Annotated in this window: 18 protein-coding genes; all 18 read right to left on the reverse strand. The window is 63.2% G+C overall.

The features are described 5' to 3' along the window. Positions 1-11: 11 nt before the first annotated feature. Positions 12-773 carry an imidazole glycerol phosphate synthase subunit HisF gene (gene hisF / locus GW587_RS02945; protein WP_166098298.1) on the reverse strand — a complete coding sequence of 254 codons (762 nt, stop codon included), beginning with the start codon at positions 771-773 and terminating at the stop codon, positions 12-14. Then, the gene (gene hisA, locus GW587_RS02950) at positions 773-1,561 is read right to left on the reverse strand and encodes a 1-(5-phosphoribosyl)-5-[(5-phosphoribosylamino)methylideneamino]imidazole-4-carboxamide isomerase (RefSeq protein WP_166098300.1); all 789 of its coding nucleotides are present in this window, start codon (positions 1,559-1,561) and stop codon (positions 773-775) included. Before hisA ends, hisF begins: the two co-directional genes overlap by 1 nt. 34 nt (positions 1,562-1,595) lie before the next feature. After that, positions 1,596-2,234, reverse strand: coding sequence for an imidazole glycerol phosphate synthase subunit HisH (hisH, locus tag GW587_RS02955; RefSeq protein ID WP_166098303.1), 639 nt, complete (start codon positions 2,232-2,234; stop codon positions 1,596-1,598). 9 nt (positions 2,235-2,243) lie between these two features. After that, positions 2,244-2,834 (reverse strand): imidazoleglycerol-phosphate dehydratase HisB, encoded by a 591-nt coding sequence (hisB, locus tag GW587_RS02960; RefSeq protein ID WP_090324507.1) that lies wholly within the window; start codon positions 2,832-2,834, stop codon positions 2,244-2,246. A gap of 19 nt (positions 2,835-2,853) precedes the next feature. After that, positions 2,854-3,948, reverse strand: a complete 1,095-nt coding sequence (hisC, locus tag GW587_RS02965; protein ID WP_166098306.1) for a histidinol-phosphate transaminase — start codon at positions 3,946-3,948, stop codon at positions 2,854-2,856. Positions 3,949-3,961: 13 nt separating this feature from the next. Beyond that, positions 3,962-4,783 carry a DNA-methyltransferase gene (locus tag GW587_RS02970; RefSeq protein WP_166098308.1) on the reverse strand — a complete coding sequence of 274 codons (822 nt, stop codon included), beginning with the start codon at positions 4,781-4,783 and terminating at the stop codon, positions 3,962-3,964. Further along, positions 4,780-6,096 (reverse strand): histidinol dehydrogenase, encoded by a 1,317-nt coding sequence (hisD, locus tag GW587_RS02975; protein ID WP_166098311.1) that lies wholly within the window; start codon positions 6,094-6,096, stop codon positions 4,780-4,782. Before hisD ends, GW587_RS02970 begins: the two co-directional genes overlap by 4 nt. Positions 6,097-6,101: 5 nt before the next feature. Further along, complete coding sequence (hisG, locus tag GW587_RS02980) at positions 6,102-6,764, reverse strand: ATP phosphoribosyltransferase (protein ID WP_166098313.1); 663 nt, start codon at positions 6,762-6,764, stop codon at positions 6,102-6,104. A gap of 1 nt (position 6,765) precedes the next feature. Continuing rightward, positions 6,766-8,016, reverse strand: coding sequence for a UDP-N-acetylglucosamine 1-carboxyvinyltransferase (gene murA / locus GW587_RS02985; protein ID WP_166098315.1), 1,251 nt, complete (start codon positions 8,014-8,016; stop codon positions 6,766-6,768). A 3-nt stretch (positions 8,017-8,019) separates the two neighbouring features. Then, positions 8,020-8,256 carry a BolA family protein gene (locus GW587_RS02990; protein ID WP_166098318.1) on the reverse strand — a complete coding sequence of 79 codons (237 nt, stop codon included), beginning with the start codon at positions 8,254-8,256 and terminating at the stop codon, positions 8,020-8,022. A gap of 16 nt (positions 8,257-8,272) precedes the next feature. Continuing rightward, a complete protein-coding gene (locus tag GW587_RS02995) occupies positions 8,273-9,040 on the reverse strand; it encodes an ABC transporter permease (RefSeq protein WP_166098320.1) in 768 nt (255 codons plus the stop codon). Beyond that, the gene (locus GW587_RS03000) at positions 9,037-9,951 is read right to left on the reverse strand and encodes an ABC transporter ATP-binding protein (protein WP_166098322.1); all 915 of its coding nucleotides are present in this window, start codon (positions 9,949-9,951) and stop codon (positions 9,037-9,039) included. The genes GW587_RS02995 and GW587_RS03000 overlap by 4 nt, the downstream gene beginning before the upstream one ends. 193 nt (positions 9,952-10,144) lie before the next feature. Next, complete coding sequence (locus tag GW587_RS03005) at positions 10,145-10,570, reverse strand: STAS domain-containing protein (RefSeq protein WP_166098324.1); 426 nt, start codon at positions 10,568-10,570, stop codon at positions 10,145-10,147. An 8-nt stretch (positions 10,571-10,578) separates the two neighbouring features. Continuing rightward, on the reverse strand, positions 10,579-11,220 hold the full coding sequence (locus tag GW587_RS03010) for an MlaC/ttg2D family ABC transporter substrate-binding protein (RefSeq protein WP_166098327.1): 642 nt from the start codon (positions 11,218-11,220) through the stop codon (positions 10,579-10,581). A 31-nt stretch (positions 11,221-11,251) separates the two neighbouring features. Further along, positions 11,252-12,061, reverse strand: coding sequence for an MlaA family lipoprotein (locus GW587_RS03015; RefSeq protein ID WP_166099119.1), 810 nt, complete (start codon positions 12,059-12,061; stop codon positions 11,252-11,254). Next, the gene (mlaD, locus tag GW587_RS03020; RefSeq protein WP_166098328.1) at positions 12,061-12,531 is read right to left on the reverse strand and encodes an outer membrane lipid asymmetry maintenance protein MlaD; all 471 of its coding nucleotides are present in this window, start codon (positions 12,529-12,531) and stop codon (positions 12,061-12,063) included. Before mlaD ends, GW587_RS03015 begins: the two co-directional genes overlap by 1 nt. A 24-nt stretch (positions 12,532-12,555) precedes the next feature. Then, the gene (mlaE, locus tag GW587_RS03025) at positions 12,556-13,341 is read right to left on the reverse strand and encodes a lipid asymmetry maintenance ABC transporter permease subunit MlaE (RefSeq protein WP_166098331.1); all 786 of its coding nucleotides are present in this window, start codon (positions 13,339-13,341) and stop codon (positions 12,556-12,558) included. Then, complete coding sequence (locus GW587_RS03030; protein WP_166098334.1) at positions 13,338-14,141, reverse strand: ABC transporter ATP-binding protein; 804 nt, start codon at positions 14,139-14,141, stop codon at positions 13,338-13,340. Before GW587_RS03030 ends, mlaE begins: the two co-directional genes overlap by 4 nt. Between the last annotated feature and the right edge of the window lie 186 nt (positions 14,142-14,327).

A 14,327-nucleotide genomic window follows, 5' to 3' on the forward strand; every position in this document is an offset into this window, starting at 1 on the left:
ATGCTTTTCTCTTAAACCAGGCGCATCGGAATGCCCTGTTGCGCCATGAAGCGCTTGGCTTCCTGCACCGTGTGCTGGCCGTAGTGGAAGATGCTGGCAGCCAGCACCGCGTCGGCCTTGCCGAGCTTGACGCCGTCGGCCAGGTCCTGCAAGCCGCCGACGCCGCCGGAGGCGATCACCGGGATGCCGATGGCGTCGGACACGCCGCGCGTCAGGCCGAGGTCGAAACCGGATTTGGTGCCGTCGCGGTCCATGCTGGTCAGCAGGATTTCACCGGCGCCCAGCTGTTCCATTTTCTTCGCCCATTCGATGGCGTCGATGCCGGTGGCCTTGCGGCCGCCGTGGGTGAACACTTCCCACTTGCCCGGCGACACCTGCTTGGCGTCGATCGCCACCACGATGCACTGCGAGCCGTGCTTTTGCGAGGCGTCGTACACCAGTTGCGGATTCGACACCGCCGACGAGTTCATGCTGACCTTGTCCGCGCCGGCGTTGAGCAGGCGGCGCACATCGGCCACTTCGCGCACGCCGCCGCCGACCGTCAGCGGAATGAACACCTGCGACGCGACCGCTTCGATGATGTGCAGGATCAGGCCGCGGTTGTCGCTGGTGGCGGTGATGTCGAGGAAGGTCAGTTCGTCGGCGCCCTGCTCATCGTAGCGGCGCGCGATTTCCACCGGGTCGCCGGCGTCGCGCAGCTCGGTGAAATTGACGCCTTTGACGACGCGGCCATCGGTCACGTCCAGGCAGGGGATGATGCGTTTAGCCAGCATTATTCGTCTTCTTCCTCGATGAGGTCGCCGCTCAGTTCGTCGGCGCGCAGTTGCGCCGACGCCAGGTCGATCGTGCCTTCGTAGATCGAGCGGCCGCAGATCACGCCCTCGATGCCTTCGTCCTGCACCGCGCACAGCGCTTCGACGTCGGCCAGGTTGTGCAGGCCGCCGGAGGCGATGACCGGGATCTTGACCGCCTGCGCGAGCTTGACGGTAGCCTCGATGTTGACGCCGCCCATCATGCCGTCGCGGCCGATGTCGGTGTAGATGATCGATTCGACGCCGTAGGCTTCGAATTTTTTCGCCAGGTCGATCACTTCGTGGCCGGACATCTTGCTCCAGCCGTCGGTGGCGACCTTGCCGTCCTTGGCATCCAGGCCGACGATGATGTGGCCGGGGAAGGCGCCGCAGGCGTCGTGCAGGAAGCCAGGTTCCTTCACGGCGGCGGTGCCGATGATGACGTAGCTGATGCCGGCGTCCAGGTAGCGCTCGATGGTGTCGAGGTCGCGGATGCCGCCGCCCAGCTGGACCGGGATCTCATCCAGGTCGTTGTCCTCCGCGTACTCCTGCACCACCTTCAGGATGGCCTTGACCGCGCCTTCGTTCTTCGGCTTGCCGGCGAACGCGCCGTTCAGGTCGACCAGGTGCAGCCGGCGCGCGCCCTGCTTCAGCCAATGCAGAGCCATGTCGGCCGGATCTTCGGAGAATACGGTGGCGAGTTCCATATCGCCTTGTTTCAAGCGAACGCAGTGACCGTCTTTGAGGTCGATGGCAGGAATAAGCAGCATGATGGTTTTAGTTAGAAGTGAGAGGTAAAAGAAATCAAGGGTTCCAGTGAACGAAATTCTTGTACAACTGCAGCCCGGTCGCGGCGCTTTTCTCCGGATGGAACTGGGTCGCAAAAATATTATCACGCGCGACGGCGCAGCTGAACGGCGCACCGTAGATAGTTTGACCTACCGTATGGGAGACCTGTTCCGGCTGGGCAAAATAGCTGTGCACGAAATAGAAATAGCTGTCGTCGGGAATATCGCGCCACATCGGGTGAGACGCGGTTTGCCGCACTTGGTTCCAGCCCATTTGCGGCACCTTGAAGCGCGAGCCGTCCTCTTGCAGCTGGCCATCGAGCTGGAAGCGCACCACCTTGCCGGGCAACAGGCCCAGGCCGGCGGCGTTGCCTTCTTCGCTGCCGTCGAACAACATCTGCTCGCCGATGCACACGCCCATCAGCGGCTTGCTGTCGGCCGCCTTCAGCAACGCCTCCAGCACGCCGGATTCGCGCAAGCTGCGCATGCAATCCGGCATCGCGCCCTGGCCGGGCAGCACGATGCGGTCGGCGGTTTCGATATCGGCCACTTCGCCGGAGATCAGCACGTCGGCTTCGGGCGCGACCGCGCGCAGCGCTTGCGCGACCGAACGCAGATTACCCATGCCGTAATCAACTACTACGATTTTTTTCATGGCGTTTTTTTAGAGACTGCCTTTGGTCGACGGGATGGTGCCGGCGGCGCGCGGGTCCAGCTCGGACGCCATGCGCAGCGCGCGGCCGAAGGCCTTGAACACGGTTTCGCATTGGTGGTGCGCGTTGGTGCCGCGCAGGTTGTCGATGTGCAGCGTGACCAGCGCGTGGTTGACGAAGCCGCGGAAGAATTCCAGCGTCAGGTCGACGTCGAAGGTGCCGATCATCGCGCGCGTGAACGGGATGTGGTACTCGATGCCTGGACGGCCGGAGAAGTCCAGCACCACGCGCGACAGCGCCTCGTCCAGCGGCACATAGGAATGGCCGTAGCGGACGATGCCCTTGCGGTCGCCGATGGCCTTGGCCACCGCCATGCCGAGCGTGATGCCGACGTCTTCCACCGTGTGGTGGTTGTCGATATGAATGTCGCCGGTGGCTTCGACGTCGAGGTCGAACAGGCCGTGACGGGCGATCTGGTCCAGCATATGGTCGAGGAAAGGCACGCCGGTGTTCAGCTTTTGCTTGCCGGTGCCGTCCAGGTTGATCGAGACGCGGACTTGCGTCTCGTTGGTGTTGCGGATGATTTCTGCGGTGCGGTTCATGAAGGGCTCGCGATGGGTCTCAGGATGCCAGCGATGCGGCGAAGGCATCGAGGAAGGCGGAATTCTCTTCCGGGGTGCTGACCGTGATGCGAAGGCAATTGGTCAGCACAGTATGCATTTTACTCACATTTTTAATTAAAACCTTGTGGGACAGTAGTTTCAGATGGGCATCGTCGGAATTCGGCACCCGAATCAAGATAAAATTCGCCGCCGACGGAAAAACCTCGACGCCCGGCAGGGCGGCCAATGCAGCCATCAGATCGGCGCGTGCGGCGCGCAACGCGGCGGCCTGCTGGTTCAGCACCTCCACGTGGTCGAACGCGAATTCGGCCGCCGCCTGCGTCAATACGTTGATGTTGTAAGGAGGCCGCACTTTGTCGCATTCGGCCAGCAATTGCGGCGCCGCCGACATGTAGCCGAGGCGGATCCCGGCCAGTCCCAGCTTCGACACCGTGCGCATGACGACCAGGTTGTCGAATTCCGGCAGGCGGTGCATGAAGGTCTGCTGTGCGAACGGCTCGTAGGCTTCATCGACGACAGCAAGGCCGAAACCGTCCAGCGCGCGGATGATCGCGACGATGTCGTCTTCGGCGAACAGGTTGCCGGTCGGGTTGTTCGGATAGGACAGGAACACCAGCGCCGGCTTGTGCTCGGCGATGGCGGCCAGCATCGCCGGCAGGTCCAAGGTCAGGTCGGCTTGCAGCGGCACGCCGACGTAGTCCATGCCGGCGAATTGCGCCGAGCGCTGGTACATCACGAACGACGGCGTCGGCGCCAGCACCACGGCGCGGCGGTCCTGCGTGGCGCAGGCCATGCACAGGATCGAGATCAGTTCATCCGAGCCGTTGCCAAGCATGACGTCGTAGCCGGCCGGGATGCCGAGCGTGTCGCGCACGCGTTGCTTGATGCCGGCGTAGGACGCCGTCGGATAGCGGTTCAGCGCCACGTCGGTCAGGCGCCGGCCCAGTTCCTCGCGCAGATGATGCGGCAGGTGGTAAGGGTTCTCCATCGCATCCAGCTTGATAAAACCACTCGCATCGGCGACGTGGTAGCCAGCGATGGCACGGACGTCGGGGCGGATGATGGTGTTGACCAGGGTGTCGATGGAAGACATCTTACTAAGGCTCCTATGAGGTGATGGTACTTCGCTTGGCCCGTGGCACGGGCTTTTTCTTGACCGGCGGCGCCGGGATTTCGGGCAGCGCCAAACGTTCGGCGATGATGGCGCAGTAGTCGGGATTCAGTTCGAAGCCGACGAAGTTGCGGCCGCAGCGCTTGGCCGCGATCGCCGTCGTGCCGCTGCCCATGAACAGGTCGAGCACCACGCCGTCCGGCGGGCACGAGGCCTTGAGCATGCGCTCGATGATCTCCAGCGGCTTTTGCGTCGGATGGTCGGCGCGCTCGGGATGCTCGCGGTGCAGCCGCGATACGCTCCACAAATCCTTGGGGTTGTAGCCCACTTCCAGCCACTTGGCGCCGATGAAGATCGAGCGCGAGCGGGCCTTCTTGGTTTCGGCGTCGTAGGGAATCCGCACCGCGTCGAGATCGAAGTAGTAATCCTTGCGGCGCACGAAAAAGCCGATGGTGTCGTGCACCGACGAGTAGCTGCGCACGCTGCCGCCCATCGACGGCACGCGGCGGTCCCAGATGATCTCGTTCATCATCGTCATGCGTTTTTTCAGCAGCACGAAGATCTCCGGCGAAAAGCGCCAGGTCAGGAAGATATACAGGCTACCGTTCGGCTTCAGCTTGGGCAGCGCGGCGTCGATCCACTGCTCGGTCCAGCGCAGGTATTCCTCCACCGTCTGCGAGTCGGAATCGTTGCCGTAGTCCTTGCCCAGGTTATACGGCGGGTCGGTCAGGATCAAGTCGATGGAACCGTCGGGGATGCGCGCCAGTCCGGTCAGCGCATCCTCGCAGAAGACTTGATTGATCCATGCAGCTGTCATTTGAGGCGCAGCTCCGCGCTGCGGGCGTGCGCCTGCAAGCCTTCGCCATACGCCAGTTCCGCCGCGACCTTGCCCAGCGTTTGCGCGCCGGCTTCGCTGACGTGGATGATCGACGAGCGTTTCTGGAAATCGTACACGCCCAGCGGCGACGAGAAGCGCGCGGTGCGCGAGGTCGGCAGCACGTGGTTCGGGCCGCAGCAGTAGTCGCCCAGCGATTCGGACGAGAAGCGACCGAGGAACATCGCGCCGGCGTGGCGGATCTGGTCGGCCCATTGCTGCGGGTTTTCGGCCGAAATCTCCAGATGCTCGGCCGCGATGCTGTTGGCGATGGCGCAGGCTTCGGCCATGTCGCGCACCTTGACCAGCGCGCCGCGGTCGGTCAACGAAGTGCGGATGGTCTCGTGGCGCGGCATCGTCGGCAGCAGCTTGTTGATGCTGGCTTCCACCCTGGCGATGTAATCGGCGTCGGGGCACAGCAGGATGGCTTGCGCCAGCTCGTCGTGCTCGGCCTGCGAGAACAGGTCCATCGCCACCCAGTCCGGATCGGTGGTGCCGTCGCAGATGATCAGGATTTCCGACGGGCCGGCGATCATGTCGATGCCGACGATGCCGAACACGCGGCGCTTGGCTGCCGCCACGTAGGCGTTGCCGGGGCCGACGATCTTGTCGACGGCCTGGATGGTTTCGGTGCCGTGCGCCAGCGCGCCGACCGCCTGTGCGCCGCCGATGGTGATGACGCGGGTGACGCCGGCGATCGCGGCGGCGGCCAGCACCATCTGGTTCTTCACGCCGTCCGGAGTCGGCACCACCATGATGATTTCCTCGACGCCGGCGACGTGCGCCGGGATCGCGTTCATCAGCACCGACGACGGATAGGCGGCCTTGCCGCCCGGGACGTAGATGCCGACGCGATCCAGCGGCGTGACCTTCTGGCCCAGCACCGTGCCGTCGGCCTCGGTGTAGGTGAAGCCGTTCAGTTCCTGCTTCTGCCGTTCGTGGAACACGCGGATGCGTTGCGCGGCCACGTGCAGCGCGGCGCGTTGCGCCTCCGGGATGCCGGCCAGCGCGGCCTGCAATTCGGCTTCAGGGATGTCGAAGGCCGCCATGCTGGACGCGCCGCCGTTCGGAATGCGGTCGAAGCGGTTGGTGTATTCCAGCACGGCGGCGTCGCCGCGTGCCTTGACGTCGGCCAGGATGCCGGCGACCGCGCTTTCGATCGCATTATCGGTGCTCACTTCAAACGCCAGCAGGGTGTCCAGTGACTTTTTGAAATCGGCTTGAGTGGAATCCAGCTTGGTGATTTGAATCGACATGATGTTTACTTTTTAGAGGCGCGTTCGAAGGCTTCGATGATGGGTTGCAGGCGCTCGCGCTTGAGCTTGAGCGCGGCCTGGTTGACGATCAGGCGCGACGAGATGTCCATGATGGCTTCCACTTCGACCAGGTCGTTGGCGCGCAGCGTGTTGCCGGTGCTGACCACGTCGACGATGGCGTCCGACAGGCCGACCAGCGGCGCCAGCTCCATCGAGCCGTACAGCTTGATCAGGTCGACGTGCACGCCCTTCTTGGCGAAGTGCTCGCGCGCGGTCTGTACGAACTTGGTGGCGACCCGCAGGCGCGCGCCCTGGCGCACGGCGGTTTCGTAGTCGAAGCCGTTCTTCACCGCCACCGACATGCGGCAGGCGGCGATGTTCAGGTCGATCGGCTGGTACAGACCTTCGCCGCCATGCTCCAGCAGCACGTCCTTGCCGGCCACGCCGAAATCGGCGGCGCCATACTGCACATAGGTCGGCACGTCGGTGGCGCGGACGATGATGACGCGCACGTCCGGGTCGTTGGTCGACAAGATCAGCTTGCGCGAGGTCTCCGGGTTTTCGGTGACGGTGATGCCGGCCGCTTCCAGGAGCGGCAGCGTGTCGTCAAAAATGCGGCCCTTCGACAGCGCCAGGATCAGCTGCGGGTTGGCCTGAAATCCACTCATGTTATTTGATCCGTTTGATGTCGGCGCCGACCGCCGAGAGTTTGACTTCCATCTGGTCGTAGCCGCGATCGAGGTGGTAGATGCGGTCGATCAGCGTCTCGCCGCGCGCGGTCAGCGCCGCGATCACCAGCGAGGCCGAGGCGCGCAGGTCGGTCGCCATCACCGGCGCGCCGACCAGCTGCTCGACGCCCTTGATGAAGGCGGTATTGCCGTCGGTCTCGATGGCCGCGCCGAGGCGGTTCATCTCCTGCACGTGCATGAAGCGGTTCTCGAAGATGGTCTCGGTGACGCGGCTGGCGCCGTCGGCGATGGTGTTCACCGCCATGAACTGCGCCTGCATGTCGGTCGGGAAGCCCGGGTATTCGGTGGTGCGGAAGGTCACCGGCGACGGACGCTTGTCCATCTGCGCGCGGATCCAGTTGTCGCCGATGGTCAGCTGCAGGCCGATCTCGCGCAGCTTGTCCAGCGCGGCATCCATGATGTCGACGCGGGTGTTGCGGATGGTGATGTCGCCGCCGGTGGCCGCGACGGCGCACAGGAAGGTGGCCGCTTCGATGCGGTCCGAGATCACGGCGTGTTTGGCGCCATGCAGCTCGGCGACGCCCTGGATCACCAGGCGGTTGGTGCCGATGCCTTCGATCTTCGCGCCCATCGCCACCAGCAGGTTGGCCAGGTCGGTCACTTCCGGTTCGCAGGCGGCGTTTTCCAGCACGGTCTCGCCTTCGGCCAGCGTCGCGGCCATCAGCAGGTTCTCGGTGCCGGTGACGGTGATCATGTCGGTGACGATGCGCGCGCCCTTGAGCTTCTTGCATTTGGCGTAGATGTAGCCCGCTTCGACGGTGATCTCGGCGCCCAGCGCCTGCAGGCCCTTGATGTGCTGGTCCACCGGACGCGAGCCGATGGCGCAGCCGCCCGGCAGCGAGACCTTGGCTTCGCCGAAGCGCGCCAGCAAGGGGCCGAGCACCAGGATCGAGGCGCGCATGGTTTTCACCAGCTCATACGGCGCTTCCAGCTTGTCGATGGCGGAGCCGTTCAGCGTCACCTTGTCGCCGTCCTGCGTCACTTTGAGGCCGGTCTGGCCCAACAGCTTGAGGATGGTCGCCACGTCGTGCAGATGCGGCACGTTGGACAGCTCGACGTCGCCGGAGGTCAGCAGGCCGGCGCACAGGATGGGCAGCGCCGCGTTCTTGGCGCCGGAGATGGTGATGTCGCCGTTCAGGCGGTTGCCGCCTTGGATGAGGAGCTTGTCCATGCTTTATCCTTGATATTCTTCAGGGGTGAGGGTTTTCATCGACAGCGCGTGGATTTCCTCGCGCATGCGGTCGCCCAGCGCGGCGTACACGATCTGGTGGCGCTGGATCAGACGCTTGCCCGCGAACGCGGGCGACACGATCACCGCCTGGAAGTGCTGGCCGTCGCCCTCGACTTCGAGGTGGGTACATTCGAGACCGGCGGTGATGTAGCCGTGGATCAGTTCTGGAGTGGTAGGCATGATGAGTCCTTGAATATTAGTGGCGCAGGCGATAGCCGCTGCGCAGTAAACGAATCGCCAGCAGCGCCAGCACGACGAGGAAGCCCGACACGATCGCCAGGCTCACCACCGGGTTGACGTCCGACTGGCCGAAGAAACCGTAGCGGAAGCCGTCGATCATGTAGAAGAACGGATTCAGGTGCGAGACCGTCAGCCAGAACGGCGGCAGCGAATGGATCGAGTAGAACACGCCGGACAGGAAGGTCAGCGGCATGATCAGGAAGTTCTGGAACGCGGCCAGCTGGTCGAATTTCTCGGCCCAGATGCCGGCGATCAGGCCCATGGTGCCGAGGATGGCGGCGCCCAGCAGCGCGAACACCAGGATCCACAGCGGCGCTTCGAACGTCAGATGCGCGAACCAGGTGGTGGCGATGAACACGCCGGCGCCGACCGCGAGCCCGCGCACCATGGCCGCGATCACGTAGGCCGAGAAGATCTCCCAGTGCGACAAGGGGGTCAGCAGCACGAACACCAGGTTGCCGGTGATCTTGGACTGGATCAGCGACGACGACGAGTTGGCGAACGCGTTCTGCAACACGCTCATCATCACCAGGCCGGGGATCAGGAAGGCGGTGTAGCTGACGCCCTGGTAGACGGTGACGCGGCCTTCGAGCACGTGGCCGAAGATCAGCAGGTACAGCATGGCGGTCAGGATCGGCGCGGCGATGGTCTGGGTGGCGACCTTCCAGAAGCGCAGCGACTCCTTGTAGACCAGGGTGCGGAAGCCGGCGGAGATGAAGTTCATACGGTACCCTTGTCCATGATCTGCAAGAAGATATCTTCCAGATCCGCTTGTTGCAGTTGCATCTCGTCGATGACGGCGCCCGAGGTGCGCAGGCGCGTCAGGATCTGCTCCACTTCCGCGTATTCGTTGATGCGCAGGCTGTACTTCTTGCCATGCTCCGAGGTTTCCGGATGCGTGATCAGGTGGCGCAGGTCGTCCGGCAGGTCGCCGTGCGACATGTTGACCATCAGCTGCGAGCCGGAGATGCGGCGGATCAGCGAGGCCATCGAGTCCAGCGCCACCACCTTGCCGCTCTTGAGCATGGCGACGCGCTTGCACATCGCCTGCGCCTCCTCCAGGTAGTGGGTGGTCAGGACCACGGTGTGGCCTTCGCGGTTCAGGCGCGAGATGAACTTCCACAGCGTCTGGCGCAGTTCGACGTCGACCCCGGCGGTCGGCTCGTCGAGCACGATGACGGGCGGCTTGTGCACCAGCGCCTGCGCCACCAGCACCCGGCGCTTCATGCCGCCGGACAGCGCGCGCATGTTGACGTCGGCCTTGTTGGTCAGGTCGAGGTTGTGCATCACCTCGTCGATCCAGGCGTCGTTGTTGGACAGGCCGAAGTAGCCGGACTGCAGCCGCAGCGTCTCGCGCACCGTGAAGAACGGGTCGAACACCAGTTCCTGCGGCACCACGCCCAGCTTCTTGCGGGCCTCGCGGAAATCAGCGGTGACGTCGTGGCCATGGATGGCCACGGTGCCGGCGTCGGGCCGGATCAGGCCGGCGATGATGGAAATCAGCGTGGTCTTGCCGGCGCCGTTGGGGCCGAGCAGACCGAAAAATTCGCCCTCTTCGATGGAAAGGGACACGCCGCCCAGTGCCTGGAGCGACTTGTAGCGCTTCTCGACATTACTTATTTGGATCGCTGTCATTCTTGACTTATCAGTAAGGTGCGGCGGCGCGAACCGGCGCAGGGTGCCTCAAGGGCAGAAGGTGATGCGGGCGCCGCGGCACTTAGGCGGCGGCAACGTTCAATTATATTGGATTTTGGTCAGGCACAGCCGGTGGCTGAGTAATACGCGGGGCCGGACCGGGGAAAACCCGGTCGGCGGGGTGGGGCGGGGGTCAATGATGGTGGTGCGCGGCCGGGTCGTTGCCCAGGCCGGTTTTCTTCGTGAAGACCGTGGTCGGCGCGTTGACCGGCACGAACTCGTCGTGCGCCGGGTTGTGAGGGACGCTGCCGTCCTGCTGCAGCTTGACCTCCGGCGGGAACAGCAGCGAGCACACGCCATACAGCTTGGTCAGGCTTTGCAACGCCGGCGGCAGGTTTTTCAGTTCCAGCTTGACGCCGGCGTCGACGGCGGCGCGTTGCCACGCCAGCATCACCGACACCGCCACCGAATCCACCGTCAACACATTGCGCAGGTCGAACACGGTCTGGCCGGCCTTGAGGGCGGCGACGCCGCGCTCCAGCGCCGTCGTGGCGTTGAGCACGGTCAGGGACGTGAGCGACACCAGGTCGTCGGCAGGTTCGGAAACGGCGTTGGACATGGCGTGCTTTACTTGGCGACGGTTTTCAATGGTTTGCTGGCCAGCTTCTTGTTCTTTTCAGTCAAGGCCTTGATCAGGCCATCAATGCCGCCCTTGCTGATTTCGGAAGCGAACGTGCCCTTGTAGGTCTCGACCAGCCACGCGCCCAGCACGTTGATGTCGTAGATCTTCCAGCCGGTGGCCGACTTGGCGACGCGGTAGTTCAGCGGAATCGGTTCGCCGCGGGCCATGTTGACCTGCGAACGCACTTCGACTTCGGTGTCGGCCGGATCGGCGCGCAGCGGCTTGAATTCAACGGTTTCGTTCTTGATCTGCGACAGCGCGCCCGAGTAGGTGAACACCAGCAGCGTGCGGAACTGTTCCGACAGGTTCTTCTGCTGTTCCGGCGTGGCGTCGCGCCAGAAGCGGCCGGCGGCCAGCGCGGTCATGCGCTGGAAGTCGACGTACGGCAGGATCTTGGTTTCGACCAGCTCGATCACCTTTTTGGTGTCGCCGGCCTGGATCGACTTGTCCGACTTGGCGGTGTCGATCACGTCCTGGCTGATGCGCTTGACCAGCGCGTCCGGCGCTTCGTTGGCGGGAACCGCCGCGTGCGCGCTGGTGGCCAATGCGACCGTGGCGACTGCGATGAGTTGTTTAATCAATTTCATATTGTGGTCTACCTATGTGGGGTTCTTCGGATCACAGGCTGGCGTTGTTGGCAGCCGGTGTGCCGGAGTTTAACTCTTTTGGCGCCGATTCGGATGACACCGGATCGGAAGTTTCCAGTGCGGCGGACTTATCGTCCTTCTTCGCACGCGGATTGCCGTCAGGATGGATCTGGCTTTCGCGGCGCTGCATGTAACCGTCGCGGATGAATTCGTAGCGGTCCAGCGCGGCGTCTTCCAGCAAACTGCCAGCGTCCAGCAGGTTAGCACGCTGGTCGACAACGCGGAGCACGACACCGATGTTGCGGACGTTGGTCGGATCCTTGTAGCGCCAGATGTCGCCGGCGAAGTCGGCCGGCAGGGCCACGGTGTCGCGCACGGTCGACGGTCCCAGCAGCGGCAGCATCAGGTAGGGGCCGGAGTCCACGCCCCACACGCCCAGCGTCTGGCCGAAGTCTTCCTTGTGCTTCTGCATGCCGGCTTCCGAGGCGATGTCGAACAGGCCGAGCACGCCCAGCGTCGAATTCAGCGCGAAGCGGCCGACGTCCGACATGCCTTCCTCGCCTTTGCCTTGCAGCAAGTTATTCACGGCGGTCCAGGCGTCGGCCAGGTTGCCGAAGAAATTGTTGACGCCGGTCTGCACGAACTGAGGCGTGACGTTCTTGTAGGCGGTGGCGACCGGCTTCAGCGCGTAGGTATCGACCGTATCGTTGAAGCTGAACATGGCGCGGTTGAAACCCTCGTAAGGGTCGCGCGGGTTCGGGCCGGCGCAGCCGGCCAGCATCAGGGTGACGCCCAGCGCCAGCGCGGCGTTGCGGAAGTGTTTCGAAGTGCCTTGAGCCATCATTTTTCGTCCTTTCCGTCCGCCGCCTTGCTGTAGATGAACTGATTGATCAGGTCTTCCAGCACGGTGGCGGATTGGGTGCGCGCGATCTTGTCGCCCGCAGCCAGATTGTTGACGTCGCCACCGGCCTCGATGCCCACGTATTGCTCACCCAGCAAGCCAGCGGTCAAGATCTTGGCCGAGCTGTCTTTAGGGAATTTATAGCCTTCTTCCATATTCAAGGTTACCAGCGCCTGATAACTTTTGTCATCAAACTTGATCTCCCCCACACGGCCTACCACCACCCCGGCCGCCTTCACCGCCGCCTGCGGACGCAGGCTGCCGATGTTGTCGAACTTGGCGGTGATCGCATACGCCTTGCCGAACGACAGCGAACCCATGTTGCCGGCCTTCAGCGCCAGGAACATCAGCGCGGCGACGCCGACGACGATGAACAGACCAACCCAGACATCCAGAGATTTACGTTGCATAATTATTCCTCGATTACTTTATTTTTATTTGCTGAACATCAGTGCGGTCATCATGAAGTCCAGCCACCAGATCATCAGCGATGAGATCACGACCGTGCGGGTGGTGGCGCGCGCCACGTCTTCCGGGGTCGGCTGCGCCTCATAACCCTGGTACAGGGCGATGAAGGTGATCGCGATGCCGAACACCACGCTCTTGGCGAAACCGTTGAAAATATCCTTCCAGATGTCGACCCCGCCCTGCATCTGCGACCAGAACGCGCCCTCGTCGACGCCGATCAGCTTGACGCCGACCAGCCAGCCGCCCAGCACGCCCACGGCGCTGAACACCGACGCCAGCAGCGGCACCGAGATCACGCCGGCCCAGAAACGCGGCGCCAGCACGCGCTGGATCGGGTTCACGGCCATCATTTCCATCGCCGACAACTGCTCGCCGGCCTTCATCAGACCGATTTCCGCCGTCAGCGAGGTGCCGGCGCGGCCGGCGAACAGCAGCGCGGTGATCACCGGACCCAGTTCGCGGGTCAGGCCCAGCGCCACCAGCAGGCCCAGCGACTGTTCGGCGCCGTATTTGTTGAGCGTGTAGTAACCCTGCAGGCCCAGCACCATGCCGACGAACAGGCCGGACAAGGTGATGATCAGCATCGAGTAGTTGCCGATGAAGTGCAGCTGTTCGATCAGCAGGCGCGGACGGCGCAGCAGGCCGGGCGAGACGCTCAGCAGATTGCCGAAGGTGCGGGTGCCGTAGCCGATGCTTTCGACGTAGTCGCGCAACGGCGCGCCCAGGCCGGACAACCAATTTCTCAAACTCATACTTTAGCTCCCAGGCCCAGATCGTCGGCCAGGGACTTGCCTGGATAATGGAACGGCACCGGACCATCCGCCTCCGCGTTGACGAATTGCTTCACATACGGGTCGGTGGACACCATCATGTCGGCCGGCGTGCCGTGCGCGACGATCTTGCCTTGCGACAGGAAATACACATAGTCGGCGATGGCGAAGCATTCCTTGACGTCGTGCGACACCAGGATGGTGGTCGAACCGAGCGCGGTGTTCAGATTGCGGATCAGGTTGGCGGTGACGCCCATCGAGATCGGATCGAGGCCGGCGAACGGCTCGTCGTACATGATCAGTTCCGGATCCAGCGCGATCGAGCGCGCCAGCGCGACGCGGCGCGCCATGCCGCCGGAGATTTCGCCCGGTTTCAGGTTGGCGGCGTTGCGCAGGCCGACCGCGTGCAGTTTCATCAGCACCAGGTTGCGGATCAGCTCTTCCGGCAGATCGGTATGTTCCCGCAGCGGGAAGGCGACGTTCTCGAAGACGGACAGATCGGTGAACAGCGCGCCATGCTGGAACAGCATGCCCATTTTGCGCCGCAACAGATACAGACCGGCGGTATTCAGCTTATGCACCACCTGGCCCTGCACTTTGACATGGCCTTTGCGGGGGCGGATCTGGCCGCCGATCAGGCGCAACACCGTGGTCTTGCCGCTACCCGAGCCGCCCATGACTGCGACCACTTTCCCGCGTGGGAAATCCATCTGGAGGCCGGACAAGATGTGGCGCTTTCCATAGGAGAAGTGTAAATCACGGATTTCGACTAGATTAGGCACGACTGAACTCATTGTTTTTAATGCCGTATTGTAGTGCAGAAAGGTCAATCTCTGCTTGGGCACCCCTCTTTTGTAACAGGGGGCGAGATGGTGAGTGGCAGATAATACAACACTGATGAATCAAAAGTCAGCAATTTACACGCGGCACTGAATGTAACAGGGAATGTAAAAAAACCGGGTAGCGGC

Origin of the sequence: Duganella aceris, assembly GCF_011090165.1 — a bacterium.
In the GTDB taxonomy this organism is placed as follows: Bacteria; Pseudomonadota; Gammaproteobacteria; order Burkholderiales; family Burkholderiaceae_D; genus Rugamonas; species Rugamonas aceris.

Bases quoted from the DNA above. Each gene is read 5' to 3' on its own strand.
- GW587_RS02970 (WP_166098308.1), bottom strand. From the start codon at position 4,783: ATGACAGCTGCATGGATCAATCAAGTCTTCTGCGAGGATGCGCTGACC.
- hisC (WP_166098306.1), bottom strand. From the start codon at position 3,948: ATGTCTTCCATCGACACCCTGGTCAACACCATCATCCGCCCCGACGTC.
- mlaE (WP_166098331.1), bottom strand. From the start codon at position 13,341: ATGAGTTTGAGAAATTGGTTGTCCGGCCTGGGCGCGCCGTTGCGCGAC.
- murA (WP_166098315.1), bottom strand. From the start codon at position 8,016: ATGGACAAGCTCCTCATCCAAGGCGGCAACCGCCTGAACGGCGACATC.
- GW587_RS03000 (WP_166098322.1), bottom strand. From the start codon at position 9,951: ATGACAGCGATCCAAATAAGTAATGTCGAGAAGCGCTACAAGTCGCTC.
- GW587_RS03010 (WP_166098327.1), bottom strand. From the start codon at position 11,220: ATGAAATTGATTAAACAACTCATCGCAGTCGCCACGGTCGCATTGGCC.
- GW587_RS03015 (WP_166099119.1), bottom strand. From the start codon at position 12,061: ATGGCTCAAGGCACTTCGAAACACTTCCGCAACGCCGCGCTGGCGCTG.
- GW587_RS03005 (WP_166098324.1), bottom strand. From the start codon at position 10,570: ATGTCCAACGCCGTTTCCGAACCTGCCGACGACCTGGTGTCGCTCACG.
- hisF (WP_166098298.1), bottom strand. From the start codon at position 773: ATGCTGGCTAAACGCATCATCCCCTGCCTGGACGTGACCGATGGCCGC.
- mlaD (WP_166098328.1), bottom strand. From the start codon at position 12,531: ATGCAACGTAAATCTCTGGATGTCTGGGTTGGTCTGTTCATCGTCGTC.
- hisD (WP_166098311.1), bottom strand. From the start codon at position 6,096: ATGTCGATTCAAATCACCAAGCTGGATTCCACTCAAGCCGATTTCAAA.
- GW587_RS02995 (WP_166098320.1), bottom strand. From the start codon at position 9,040: ATGAACTTCATCTCCGCCGGCTTCCGCACCCTGGTCTACAAGGAGTCG.
- GW587_RS02990 (WP_166098318.1), bottom strand. From the start codon at position 8,256: ATGCCTACCACTCCAGAACTGATCCACGGCTACATCACCGCCGGTCTC.
- hisB (WP_090324507.1), bottom strand. From the start codon at position 2,834: ATGAACCGCACCGCAGAAATCATCCGCAACACCAACGAGACGCAAGTC.
- hisG (WP_166098313.1), bottom strand. From the start codon at position 6,764: ATGAGTGGATTTCAGGCCAACCCGCAGCTGATCCTGGCGCTGTCGAAG.
- hisA (WP_166098300.1), bottom strand. From the start codon at position 1,561: ATGCTGCTTATTCCTGCCATCGACCTCAAAGACGGTCACTGCGTTCGC.
- hisH (WP_166098303.1), bottom strand. From the start codon at position 2,234: ATGAAAAAAATCGTAGTAGTTGATTACGGCATGGGTAATCTGCGTTCG.